Source organism: Lipingzhangella halophila (genome assembly GCF_014203805.1).
GTDB lineage: Bacteria > Actinomycetota > Actinomycetes > Streptosporangiales > Streptosporangiaceae > Lipingzhangella > Lipingzhangella halophila.
Genome location: NZ_JACHJT010000002.1, coordinates 479,796 through 492,058, shown reverse-complemented (window position 1 = coordinate 492,058; position 12,263 = coordinate 479,796). Strand labels below are relative to the sequence as shown.

General features: G+C 67.7%; 9 protein-coding genes and 1 pseudogene. 5 read left to right on the top strand and 5 right to left on the bottom strand.

The window, feature by feature from the left end; all coding sequences use genetic code 11:
- Positions 1-203: 203 nt before the first annotated feature.
- From F4561_RS34110 to F4561_RS29210, 5 genes and pseudogenes are all read left to right on the top strand, one after another.
- Positions 204-320: pseudogene (locus F4561_RS34110) on the top strand (FmdB family zinc ribbon protein); the annotation flags it as partial.
- A gap of 36 nt (positions 321-356) precedes the next feature.
- Positions 357-542, top strand: coding sequence for a hypothetical protein (locus tag F4561_RS32980; protein ID WP_246438185.1), 186 nt, complete (start codon positions 357-359; stop codon positions 540-542).
- Between the two features lie 58 nt (positions 543-600).
- Positions 601-1,854, top strand: a complete 1,254-nt coding sequence (gene fmdA, locus F4561_RS29220; protein WP_184584925.1) for a formamidase — start codon at positions 601-603, stop codon at positions 1,852-1,854.
- A 231-nt stretch (positions 1,855-2,085) separates the two neighbouring features.
- A complete protein-coding gene (locus tag F4561_RS29215) occupies positions 2,086-2,619 on the top strand; it encodes an AmiS/UreI family transporter (protein WP_184584924.1) in 534 nt (177 codons plus the stop codon).
- A 607-nt stretch (positions 2,620-3,226) separates the two neighbouring features.
- On the top strand, positions 3,227-3,565 hold the full coding sequence (locus F4561_RS29210; RefSeq protein ID WP_184584923.1) for a hypothetical protein: 339 nt from the start codon (positions 3,227-3,229) through the stop codon (positions 3,563-3,565).
- A 60-nt stretch (positions 3,566-3,625) separates the two neighbouring features.
- On the opposite strand, the gene F4561_RS29205 is transcribed toward F4561_RS29210, so the two are convergent.
- The 5 genes from F4561_RS29205 to F4561_RS29185 form a co-directional block, all read right to left on the bottom strand.
- The gene (locus F4561_RS29205) at positions 3,626-4,168 is read right to left on the bottom strand and encodes a nucleotide exchange factor GrpE (RefSeq protein ID WP_184584922.1); all 543 of its coding nucleotides are present in this window, start codon (positions 4,166-4,168) and stop codon (positions 3,626-3,628) included.
- Positions 4,165-5,712 carry an Hsp70 family protein gene (locus tag F4561_RS29200; protein WP_184584921.1) on the bottom strand — a complete coding sequence of 516 codons (1,548 nt, stop codon included), beginning with the start codon at positions 5,710-5,712 and terminating at the stop codon, positions 4,165-4,167. The genes F4561_RS29205 and F4561_RS29200 overlap by 4 nt, the downstream gene beginning before the upstream one ends.
- Positions 5,712-6,890, bottom strand: coding sequence for a J domain-containing protein (locus F4561_RS29195; protein WP_184584920.1), 1,179 nt, complete (start codon positions 6,888-6,890; stop codon positions 5,712-5,714). Before F4561_RS29195 ends, F4561_RS29200 begins: the two co-directional genes overlap by 1 nt.
- Before the next feature lie 154 nt (positions 6,891-7,044).
- Positions 7,045-9,876 (bottom strand): tetratricopeptide repeat protein, encoded by a 2,832-nt coding sequence (locus tag F4561_RS29190; RefSeq protein WP_184584919.1) that lies wholly within the window; start codon positions 9,874-9,876, stop codon positions 7,045-7,047.
- 12 nt (positions 9,877-9,888) lie between these two features.
- A complete protein-coding gene (locus tag F4561_RS29185) occupies positions 9,889-12,174 on the bottom strand; it encodes a helix-turn-helix domain-containing protein (RefSeq protein WP_184584918.1) in 2,286 nt (761 codons plus the stop codon).
- Between the last annotated feature and the right edge of the window lie 89 nt (positions 12,175-12,263).

The window sequence follows — 12,263 nt, the reverse complement described above, 5'->3', positions numbered from 1 at the left end:
TGCCGAATTTTGGTGTTTCGTTTGTTTCCCGGGAATCTTGACTCGCGTTCCTGCTTCCCCCGTCGCGTCTCGTTGACGATCACCGCACGCCGGATTAGCTTCGCGGGAGATACCTGAGTTTCCGCGGGGTAGGAGAGTGTCCGAAACACGGAGGGAGCTGGACCGCGGGTTCGTGCATGAGTCGGATCTGAAGCAGGTAACGCATGCCCGTATACGAATACAAGTGCGGCCGATGTGCCTTTCTTGAAGTGCAGTATCCCATCGGTTCCGCTCCGAAAACCGAGGAGTGCCCAACGTGCGGGAGAGAAGCGAGAAGGGTGTATTCCTCGCCTTACCTCAATCGTACGCCGCGTCCGTTGACAACGGCGTTCGACCAGTCCCACAAGAGCGCCCACGAGCCAGAGGTGGTCGAACGTGGCAATTCGGGCGCCCAGCAGGGTGAACAGCGGCCCACGGTGAGCCCGAAGCTCAAGGAACTGGTGGGAGAAAAGGCCTGGACGAGTGCCCGGGAGGCGCGGCACCCGGCCGCTCCCAGTAACTAGCAGAGACCGCGAACACCGGCCGGCCGGAAGAAAAGACCGACCAACTGTTGGAGGAATTATGCCTGATGTCGTCTTTAAAATAGACCAGTCGAAGTCGATGTGGGATCAGGATGTTCCCGGGCACAACCGCTGGCATCCCGGGATCCCCGCCGTGACGGAGGTGCAACCCGGCGACGAGTTCCGGGTGGAATGCCGCGAGTGGACGGACGGCCAGATTCACAATGACGACTCCGCCAACGACGTTCGCGACGTGGTTCTGGACCGGTGCCACGTGCTCAGCGGGCCCATCGCGGTCCAGGGAGCCGAGCCCGGCGACCTGCTCGTGATCGACATCCTCGACCTCGGGCCCGTGCCCCAGGAGCGGGGCTCCGCGGCAGGGCAGGGGTGGGGCTACACCGGGGTCTTCGCCAAGACGAACGGGGGAGGGTTCCTGACCGACTACTTCCCCGACTCGCTCAAGGCGATCTGGGACTTCCACGGCCAGCAGGCCACCTCCCGTCACCTGCCCGGGATCCGCTACACCGGGATCACCCATCCGGGTCTGTTCGGGACGGCACCCTCCGCGGAGCTCCTCGCGAAATGGAACGAGCGGGAGCGCGCGCTCATCTCCACCGACCCGAACCGCGTGCCGCCGCTGGCCCTGCCGCCCAACCCCAACGAGGCCCTGGCCGGGCAGCTACGGCAGGGATCGGCGGAGTTCGACCGGGTGGCCAACGAGGGCGCCCGCACCGTTCCCGCACGCGAGCAGGGCGGTAACCACGACATCAAGAACTTCACCCGCGGGAGCAGGGTCCTCTATCCGGTGTTCGTGCCCGGGGGCAACCTCTCGGGGGGCGACCTCCACTTCAGCCAGGGCGACGGCGAGATCACGTTCTGCGGCGCCATTGAGATGGGCGGGTACATCGATTTCGGCGTCGACCTCATCAAGGGCGGCATGGAGAAGTACGGGGTGACGAACAACCCCGTGTTCCTGCCGGGGAACGTCGAGCCCAGGTACTCGGAGTTCATGTCGTTCATCGGTGTCTCGGTGGACCACGAGGCGAACACCAACTACTACATGGATGCCACCATCGCCTACCGCAACGCCTGCCTTAACGCGATCGAGTACCTCAAGAAGTTCGGGTACACGGGCGAACAGGCGTACTTGCTGCTCGGTTCGGCGCCGATCGAAGGCCGTATCAGCGGCATCGTCGACATTCCCAACGCCTGCTGCTCGCTGTACCTGCCCGTGGAGATTTTCGACTTCGATATCCGGCCGGGGGCGGCCGGTCCGACGAGGAGCGGCCGGGGACAGGCCGCCTTGACCTCCTGACCGGGAGAGAAAAGAACCGTGGGAAGGGAACACGGCCACGCCTCCCTTCTCACTGTTCCGCGGTGAAGGCACCGATCACGGAACCAACCGAATCGAGCCGCCAGGAGGCGCCCGGCGATCCGGGGGCACGGAACCGTGGGACGCGCCGTGATTCGAACGACACGAACAGGCTCCACCCGGCCGGCCACGGGTGGCCGGCGACCAGTGACGGCGGAACAAGGGAGATAGACCATGCTCGGGCTCGTACTGCTCTACGTCGGGGCCGTCCTCGTGCTCAATGGCATCTGGCTTCTGGGGCACATCGGGGACCGGGAGATCGGTGTCATGAACATCTTCACCGGCGGCACCGGGTTCATCGCCGCGGTGATCGCCGCCACGCTGGGAGTGCTCCGCGACGAGATCACCTCCGTCGCGTTGGGGGCGTTCGTTCTGCTGTTCGCGTTCACCTACCTCTGGGTCGCGATCAACCGCTACCTGAATCCCGACGGCCGGGGGCTCGGGTGGTACTGCCTGTTCGTCGCCATTACCGCGGTTCCGACGTCCATAATCACGCTGGCCGGTTCGGGAGGCGACACGTGGCTGGTGTGGCTGGGGCTCAACTGGGCGGCCTGGGCGGTTCTGTGGTTCGTGTACTTCTTGCTGCTGGCGATGGGACTCAGCATCACCAAGTTGGCCGGGTATGTAACGTTCGTCGTGGGGGTCCTGACGGCCTGGCTTCCCGGATACCTGCTGATCACCGGATACCTCGAAGCGCCCGTCATCTGAACGGCCGCCGGCCCCGGCAGTGCCGGGTCCACCGCGCAGCCGTCGGCGGACAGCCGTAAACAGCCGACCTCAGCCGCGGCCAACCGCACCCAACGACGAAGGCCCTGAGCGGGATTTCCCCTGCTCAGGGTCTTCGTCGCGCTGTCTCACGGCGGCGCGCTCGGGAGGAGCCGAACCCCCGACCTTCTGGTCCGCAGAGCGCGGAAATCCATAGGTTTTCAACGCGCCGACCTGCCTGGATGTGTACCCGAGAGGCCCGGATCGCAATTTTTGGCACGCATTTGCCGCAGCCCTCGGCTGCTCGCTGGGCGTGGTCGGCGGCTCGGAGTAGGCGAGGTTCCGCTGGGCGGGCAGCGGGATTCGATTGTTCCGGAATTAAAAAATGAATGACAAAGTACTCGCAGTGGCTCTGCGAGTTCTCTGCCGGGGGCCGGTTCCGTCGGCCTGAGCCCTAGTTTTATATGTATTTTTTGTGGACGTCCCTTTCTCGTGTGGGTAGCATTATCTCAATCGGTTGGCAGTGCGCTGGGCGACGAGTATGTGTATTTCTGTGCGGGGTGGAGGCGTATGGTTCCACTGCGCGAAGGTTTGATGGGAGGATATTGCGGTGAGCGACGAGAACGACCGCGAGTCACGCGGCAGTGGGGTGCAGAACCAGATAAACATGCCCTACGCCCGCGCCGGGGGAGACGTGGTCGGCCAGAAAAATAAGATCAAAACAACAAATATCTATCCTTCGGGCCGCTACAAGGGATTGCTCCCCATCACGAAGACGCTTCTCGGCCTGTTCATTCTCGACGCCGTATTCTTCGTCTACGGCTTGCTGGCCTACACGGGCGATCCCGGTGACAGTGGTGATCTCAAACGGGCCCTCATCGCACTGTTCCTGGGCCTGGTGACTGTGGGCGTCCTGATCAGGTGGCTCCGCCGCAAGCTCCTCGGTTGAGCGCACGGGCCAAGCCGCCCGGGAGGGGCGCCGTCTTCTCCGCCCTTCCCGGGCGCCACATCAGTCCGCGTCCGCCGGGCACCCGGCCACCACCTGCGCCGGCCGCAGTATCCGGTCGCCCAGGCGGAACCCCCGCCGCACCAGCGTGAGCACCTGGAGCGGCCGCTCGCCGCAATCCGGATCGCCGTGCACACCGACTACCTCGTGCACGGCCGGGTCGACCGCCCCATCAGCCGGGACCTGCGCCACCTGGTGCTGCTGCAGGACGGCCAACAGTTCCTCCCGGACGGACGCGACGAATCGCGCCGAGTCGGCCCCTTCCTCCGTGGGCCCGCCCTCGTCGGCGTCGAGGTACCGGTCCAGGCGATCGATGACCATCGCCGCTCGGTACACCAGCGGCCCCAGGTACTCCGCGGCCTGCCCCTGCTCCGCCGCGCGCACGCGGTCGTGCAGGTCCGCGATGAGCCGGTGCTTGTCCCCGTCGTCGCGGATCTTGCGGTCGAACCGCGCGGACAGCGCTCGCAACTCGTCGGCCACCGCCGCCCAGCCATCGACCCGCGGCGCCGGCTCCTCATCGCGGGCAGCCGCTTCCTGCCCGCTCATCGGACCCGCTCCCGGGACAACCGACTCGCCATCTGTTGGATCTGCTTCGGAGCCAGGTTGTTCGCGCGGTCGATCTGCACCCGCCCCAAGGGCTTGTCGGCCACCATGTCGTGCACGTCGACCTGCACGATGGCATCGACGTCGTAGGACATCGTCACGCGCACCGGCGACCCCTTCGGATAGGGCGGTATCGAAAGATCGACACCGTCCTGCTCGGTCAGCCGGCCGACGCTGTTCGGGTCCGGGCTGTCGCCGATTGTGATCTCGACGTTGACGACCGTCTGGTTGTCTTCGAGGGTGTGGAACACCTCGGACCGGGACGCCGGGATCTTGCTCTGCTCGGGCACGATCACGCTGTTGACCAGACGCCCGCCGACACCCTCCTGTGAGATCACGCCGAGCCCGTGGGCCGTCACGTCGCTGACCGTGTGCTCTCCCACTGCGGGCGCCCGCTCCTCGGAGCGGGCCTCGATGAGTTCGGCCTGCACGGCCGCCCCCAGCGCCACCGCCTCGTCGGGGTGCAGCGACTCTTCGGGCTGCTTTCCCGTGAGTTTGGCCAGCGCCTGCCTGACCATGGGCATCCGTGTCGAGCCGCCGACGAGGAGCACGTGGTCCAGGTCCGCCATCGTCAGTCCGGCCGAGGCCCGCGCGGTCTCCATCACCTCCTCGACCAGGTCCGTGGTGCGCTCCAGCAGGTCGTCGGTGATGTCCTCGAACACCGACCGGGTGACCGTCAAGTCAAGTGATCGGCCCGCGGAGTCGACGAAGACCTCTGCCTCCTCCATGCTGCTCAGCGTGTGCTTGGCGGTTTCGCACTGGTCGCGGAGCAGGGCGATGTCGCGGGTGTCGCCGTCGTAGATGTCCTGCGCGCTGGCCGCGATGACCTGTTCGTTGACCCAGTCCATCAGGCGGCCGTCGAAATTGACGCCGCCCAGCTCACGGTCGCCCGCGGTGGCGATCACGTCGAACACGCCGTCGCCGATCCGTATGACCGTCACGTCGAAGGTGCCGCCGCCCAGGTCGTAGACGAGGACGGTGCCCGCCTCCGCGTCCTTCAGCCCATAGGCCAGCGCGGCCGCCGTGGGTTCGGAGATGATCGCCAGCACCTCCAGCCCTGCGATGGTGCCCGCGTCGCGGGTGGCCTGACGGCGCGGATCGTCGAAGTAGGCGGGTACCGTGATGACCGCGCGGCCGATCTCTCGGCCGAGCGCGCGCGCCGCGTCCTCGCGCAGCTTGCGCAGTATGAGGGCGGCCACCTGCTCGCTGGTGTACTCTTCGCCGTCCTCGGTGACGTGGCACCAGTCGGTGTCGGCCATGTGGCGTTTGACGTTCTCGACGACGTCCAGGCTGAAGCTCGCCCGCTGCTGTTTAGCGGGGGTGCCCACGAGCACCGATCCGCCGCGGAAGAGCACCACCGACGGGGTGGTGTTGTGGCCTTGGGCGTTGCGGACGATCTCAGGGCGCCCGGTGGCTTCGACTGCCGCCAGGGCCGAGTTGGTGGTGCCGAGATCGATGCCCACGGCTCCGCTCTGTTCTTTGGACATCACAGCAGACCCTCCGCCTCCAGGCGCTCCAGCATCTTCTGCGTTCGCCGGTTCTGCTTCCAGCGCGGCACGACCATGTACAACCACCAGATGCCGACGGTGGCCAGGAGGCCGATCATGGAGTAGAAGGTGAACTGCCCATCTCCCACGGCTATGCCTCCGGCAACCATGTAGAGGAGGACGAACGGGAGGAAGTGGATGGCGAGGAGAAACACCCGCATCTCTCCTGAGGCGCGTGCCCGGGAGAAGGCGCGGAAGTCGACCACTCTGTCCGCGTGGCGGTCCAGGTTCGCGCGCATGTCCTCGACACCGTTGCGGATCTCGGGGTCGCGGCTCTTGACGGCGGCCGCCTTGTCCACGAACTGACGCATCCGTGCGATCTCGTCCGGTGAGGTGATCGTGTAGGAGTTCCCGTCCGAGTCGCTAGGCACTGTCTCCGCCTGGGCGAGGTAGGTGGCGGCCAACTCGGTCTTGATGTCCTCGTTTTCGGGGTGCTCACGGTGCAGGAAGCTGAGGACGTCGGCTGCGCGCTGAAAGTCGCCGGTGGCGGCATGGACACCAGCAATCATGCCGCGAGGCACGATGTCCTCCTCGGACAGTTCGGCCGCCGCCTGGAAGGCGGCGATCGCCTGCCCTGGCTCGTCCAGCACCATATGCGCCGAGCCCAGGTCGAGGTGGAAGAGGGGATCGTCGGGGCGCAGCGCGACCGCTTCCTGCGCGGCGACGATTGCCCGGGTGCCGTCGCCCAGCCCGGCGTAGGCTCGGGACCTCAGGTTCCACGCCTTGGCGGAGTTGGAGGTGCGCGCCGCCTCCTCGGCGAAAAAGGCTCCCTGGCGGTAGTCGTTGACCGCCAGGCACTGTTCGGCGCGCTCCAGGGGGTCGTAACCCTCGGGCGAGGTTGTCGGCCTGGGGGCGGCGGTCGAACGGTTCTTGCGGGTGCGGTCATAGCGGGCGCGCTTCTGGGCGTCCAGCAGCGTCTTGCGGGCCTCAGCCAGCAGCGCCATGCGGCGCTCCGCCTCCTGGCGGCGCTTCAGGTCGGTGTGCGCGATCCTGGCACGCCACTCGCGCTGGCCGTCCTTGATCTTCCTGGCAATGGTGGCTTCCTCGGCGTCCGGGGAGACACCGAGGAGTTCGTAGTAGTCGACGAAGCTCTCGTCGGCCTGCGGAACGATGGACATGGGTCACCGGCTCCTGCCCGCTGAAGGATGGGTAAGAGGGGCGCAGGCGGACCGGTTCCGGCTGCACCCGTTGACGTCTCCAGAATTCCAGCGGTATCGGCCGATCCACGGGTTTTTCCTGTTGCATCTTGAATATGCAACCCCTGAAACACCCTCAGCCGCCGTCGGGCTCCTCAACCTCTTCGGCCCGCTCTTCGACCCACCTGCGCACCTGCGACGCCGCCCGGGTCCACGGGTCCGCTGACCCCCACTCCTGTCCCAGGCCTTCGTGGGCGTCGCGGGCGAGCTCAGCGGCCCCGAATCCCGATCCCTGGAGCCCCAGGGCGTGCGCCGACAGGCACACGGCGACCATGGTGCGCGGATCGTCGGGCCCGTGTTCGGCGACACGAGCGTCGTGCAGGGCGGACGCTAACTCGTTGATGAACGAGACCAACTCCGCGGCGTCGGCGCCGGCGGCGTCGACCGCGGTGCCGGTGCGTGAGCGGATGCGGCCAAGCTCGTCGACGGTCACCGAGAACTCCAGCAGCCGCCGCAGCACGCGTACCGTGATCGGATGGTCGGGTTCCAGCAGGTGGATACCCCGGACGTACACCGCTTCCAGATGCGGCACGCCTTCCCGGCGCGACGGGCCGGTAACCGCCATGCTCTCCCGCACCACCAGCGTGTCCAGGTGGTCGGGCCCAAGCAGCCGTTCCAGCTCGCCGTGCAGTGCGGCGAGCATCGCGCGGGCCTGCTCCTGCTCGCCGAGCTTCTGCAGGCTGGCGGCGACGGAGTTGCGGGCGTCCAGGGAGATCGGGTGGTCCTCGCCCAGGATGGCCCGAGCGCGTTCCAGTACCGCCCGCTTGAGGCGTAGAGCCAGGGTGTGCCGTCCTGTGCGGGAGGTCGAGATGGCGTAGTTGAGCAGCGCTTGGAGCGTGGCGGGGTGGTGTGCACGCAGTAGCCGGCGCCGTGTGCGGTAAACCCGCGCGTAGGTAGCCCGGGCCGCGGCGTGCTCGCCGATGTCGGTGTAGGTGACTGCGAGGTTGTTCTGCGCGGTGATAACAGCGGGGTCGTTGTCCCCCAAAAGGTCGCGGAGGCCCCGGTAGGCGCGCTCCTTGTGCCGGAGTGCATGCTCGTGCTCGCCCAACAGCCCCTTGGCGGCGCCCAGTCCGGTCTCCACACGCAGCACGGCCTCGTGGTCATCGCCCAGCGTCCGCGCGAGGTGCTCGTAGAGGGGGCGGAAGCAATCGACCGCGCGTTGGAACTCGCCCAGTTCGGTGTGGACGTGCCCCGCCGCGTTGACCAGGTTTCGTTCCGCCTCCTCCTCCAGAGCCCCCGTGACATCGTGGACGTGGGGAAGGACCTCCGCCAGTGCCGTGTGCGTGACACCCGTCGGACTCGCGTCGATCTGTGCGGTGAGCTCCGCGACAGCGGCCAGGCGCATCCGCTCTCGCTGTGTGTGGTCGGTGTCGGCGAAACGCACCGTCCTGCTGACCATGCTGTGTGCGTTCCACCGGGTGGCGTGTGTGCCAGGGACCGCACCGACCAGCGATAACCCCGCGGCCTCGGCGAGGCCCTCCGCGGCGTCCTCAGCAGACCCGCTGCGGGCCACCATGCCGGTGAGAAGGTGTTCCGGCGTGGGGACGGGAGCCAGCAGACTCAGGGCGCGCAGAACGGCGCGCCCCGGTGCGCTCAACCGGTCGAGGCTGCGCAGCATGGTCGCGGCGATGCCGGCCTGGTGACCTTCGGGCAGCTCCCCCCACAACTGGGCGCCCAGTTCCAGGACGTCAGGACCGGGTTCGCGCGCCGCGGCGGCCACGCCGGGGAAACCGCCCTGGTCGGGCAACGCGATAAGACCAGCGGCAACAGCCAGAGCAAGAGGGTGGCCGCCGAGCAGGGTCAGGAGGTCGTCGAACGCCCGGCGCTCCTCTCGACTGAGAGGCTTGCGATGGCGGGAGAGCAGTTCCGTCGCGGCCGCCGGATCGAGCGGGCCGAGCGGCACCTCGCCGCCCCACGGGTAGGCGGGCTCCCGGGGTGCGTAACGTGTGGTCACGATCGTGTGGCCACCCGGGGTGGGGGCCACCAGTTCGGTGAACGTGCGATGGTCGAGGCCGGTGGGCAGGTCGTCCACGATCCACAGATACCGGCGGCCGTCGAGGTATTCCCGCAGCGCCTGGTCCACGACATCGGTGTCCATGCCGTCTGGCCGCAGTCCCAGGCCGCGGGCGAGGTCGCGCACCTGCTCTGCCCGGCGGGCCCGAACGTGCAGGCGGTCGGCGCGGTCGGCGAGGTGGCTGCCGAACCCGCCGAGGACGAAGACGCCGCCGGGGTAGTCGCCCGCGAACTCGCGCGCGTACTGCTCGGCGAGCATCGTCTTGCCCATGCCGCCCAGGCCGGTGATGCGGGCCACGGACGCGCCGCCCACACCGGGGTCGGTGCTGTTGTGCAGCGCGTCGAAGACCTGCCAGCGTTCGAAGTCGCGCCCGACGAATCCGCGCGTTCCGATCAGAGGGGCCGGATACCAGCGTGGTTCGGCCTGCCCTGGGGCGTCGCCGAAGACGCGCTCGTCGGTGGCCCTGACTCGGGCCATGATCGAGGCGACCAATTCGTCCTCTGTGGCATGGCGCGGATCGGGCAGCCGCGGATCTGTCAGGCGTCCGGGGCGGATGGCCTCGTAGGGGACGTTGCGCGGGATCGCCATCACCCGCTGCGGCGTGCCGTCCAGGGAATGGGCGGCAGCGAGCGCCACCCGGATCTCGAAGCGGCAGTAGGCGCTCTTGGGCAGGTTCTCCGAGTAGAAGGCGACCAGACAGCGGGAGGCCGCGAGAGCCGCGTTGACCTCGGGTGTGATCATGTCGAAGTCGTGGAGTTCGCGGTCGTCCTGGAAGACGCGCAGGGGCCGCCCGTCGAGCCGCTCACCGCGGAGCCGGGTGACAAGGGCGTCGGCCGCGGATTTGTCCTTCCATGAGTAGCAGAAGAAAAGGTCGTATCGGGCGCTGTCGGGCATGGCCCACCCTCTCTACCAGCGGTCGCCGTTCTCTGCCGGCGGGTTTCCGTCAGCGTCGACCGTCTCTTCGCGCGGTTGTCGGGCTCGGTGAGTGTTCCCCACGTCGGAGTACAGCTCTATGGCGCGCTGGGCGTGCATGACGCTGTCGCCGTTCCGGTTGGCCGCCGCGGCGAGTTCGGCCAGCCGCTCGTGTGAGCGGGCCTGTTCGTACCTGCTGCCGCTGCGCCGGGCGGCGTCGACCGCGTTCTCCAGTTCCTGTTTGGCCAACTCGTACAGCCCCATGCCCTGGTAGGCATCCCCGAGGTTGTTGAGGGCCATCACGGTGTCGACGTGCAGGCCCAGTTCGCGGAACGTGGTCAGGGCCTCATTCAAGTGTGCGATCGCCTGCCGGTAGCGGCCCAGGGAGATCGCGATGCTCGCGGTGTCCCGGTAGACGATGGCGCGGTTGCGGGGATTGCCGTGCTCGGCGAAGTACCGCAGGGCGGTGGTGCTGTCGCGCAGCGCCGCGTCCCTGTCCCCCCGATGAAAGTGGACCCACGCCATGTGCGCGATCGAGGTGTGCTCTCCGTAGGAGGACTCCGACTCCCGGAACAGCTCGCACGCCCGCGCGTAGTGCGTCTCCGCTGCGTCGAGGTCGCCCTGCTCCAGCAGCACCAGGCCCAGGTTGTTGCGGGTGATGGCCTGGGCGCTCGTATCGCCCTCTCGCAGAGCGGCGGCGAGGGCGGTCTCGTGAGTCTGCCGCCAAGCGTCCCAAGGCTTGGCGATGAAGAGAAAGCCACGCAGTGCGTAGGCGAGTTGCCAGCACTGGCGATCCAGGCTGGACTCGTACGCCAATGCAGTGATCTTGACGATGGTGTCCAGTTCGGTCATCAGCCACGCTAGGGCGGCGGTGTAGTCCGTCGGCGGCGGGCGCAGCAGCGGGTCGGTGGGTGCGGAGAGGAACCGCCGGCGGTTGGGCGTGAGCACGCGATCGGCCGCCTCCACCGACGCCAGGTAGTGTTCGACGATCCGTGCACGAGCGGCCGTTCGCTCCGCATTGGTGAGCAGCGCGTGTGCCCGCTGCCGGGCGAACAGGCGGACGAGGTCGTGGAGGACGATCCGCTCACCGTGGGCGAGGAGCAGGCCGACGTCGTCAAAGGCGCGGAGCAGGCGACGGGCCTCGCTGATGCTGACGCCGGCGAGGGCGGCCGCGGTCCAGACATCGAGGTGCGTGCCCGGATGCAGCCCGCACAGCGCGAACATCCGGCGGCCGTCGTCGGGCAGCCGGTCGAAGGAGCGGTCGAATGCTTCAGACACCCGGCGCTCACCGTCGTCGAACTCGGTGAGCCGCTGCCGTCTGTCTGCCCAGCGGTCGGAATCGGTGCCCTCTCCCCGCTTGAGGACGGTCGCGGCGATGCGGATTGCGAGCGGCAGTCCGCCGCACCAGTCGGCGACCTGGTTCACGTGTGTATCCACTGGCGTGGTCGTGTGTCCGGACACAGTCCCTTCGCGGCTCAGCGACTGCAGCAGGGCGATCGACTCGCTCCGCTCGAGGTGCCGCAGACGCAGTCGATCGGCCTCGTCCAGGGCGGGCAGGGTGCTGCGGCTGGTGACCAGTGCGCGGACACCGCCAGATGCGGGCAGTAGCGGGGAGATCTGGGCACTGTCCGAGGCGTTGTCGAGAATCAACAGTAACTCGCGCCCTTCGAGCCGCTGCCGAAGCATGGCGGTGCGGTCGTCGGGGTGCGGTGGGATCTGCTCGCCGGGCACTCCCAGGCGCCGAAGAAGGCGGTCTGCGGCCTGTTCCGCGGTGACCGCGCCGACACCGTCGTAGCCGTGCAGATCGATGAACTGGTATCCGTCGGAGAACCGGGAGGGGGACCTCCGCGCGGCCCGGACAGCCAGAGCGGTCTTACCCATGCCCGGCATTCCGCTGATGACGAGGACCGCCGCGGCGTCGACGGCGGGCCGGTCGGCGGCGAACCATCTGGTGATACGGGTCAGCTCATCGGAGCGGCCGATGAAGTGGGCGGTTTCGGGTGGCAGCGGCCAGGTGGTGGGCGCCGCGGATTCGCCTGCGGACGCATCTTCCTCGTCTGCGGTGGACTCGATGTGCAGCGCCGCGAGAACGCCGTCGGTCTGTATCGCCTCGTCGCAGACACGAGCGATGGTGGCGTTGGTGCGGACGTGCCCGTTCTCGATCCTGCTCAGATGTCCCTTGCTGTAGTGCGTCCGGCGTGCCAGTTCACCGAGGGAGATCCCCCGTTGTAGGCGCAGTTGGCGCAGTTCAGCCCCGAAGTCGGAGGGGGTGTCGCTCAATGCCGTTCCTCGCGAGCGGTGCGGGGGCGTGCGTCGGGACCTAACTAGTGGTCGCGGGTGCCGTAGTAGGTGTTGTCCTGGCGGCCGAT

Coding starts and splice junctions, on each gene's coding strand:
- fmdA (WP_184584925.1), top strand. CDS start 601: ATGCCTGATGTCGTCTTTAAAATAGACCAGTCGAAGTCGATGTGGGAT.
- F4561_RS29215 (WP_184584924.1), top strand. CDS start 2,086: ATGCTCGGGCTCGTACTGCTCTACGTCGGGGCCGTCCTCGTGCTCAAT.
- F4561_RS29205 (WP_184584922.1), bottom strand. CDS start 4,168: ATGAGCGGGCAGGAAGCGGCTGCCCGCGATGAGGAGCCGGCGCCGCGG.
- F4561_RS29200 (WP_184584921.1), bottom strand. CDS start 5,712: ATGTCCAAAGAACAGAGCGGAGCCGTGGGCATCGATCTCGGCACCACC.
- F4561_RS29195 (WP_184584920.1), bottom strand. CDS start 6,890: ATGTCCATCGTTCCGCAGGCCGACGAGAGCTTCGTCGACTACTACGAA.
- F4561_RS29190 (WP_184584919.1), bottom strand. CDS start 9,876: ATGCCCGACAGCGCCCGATACGACCTTTTCTTCTGCTACTCATGGAAG.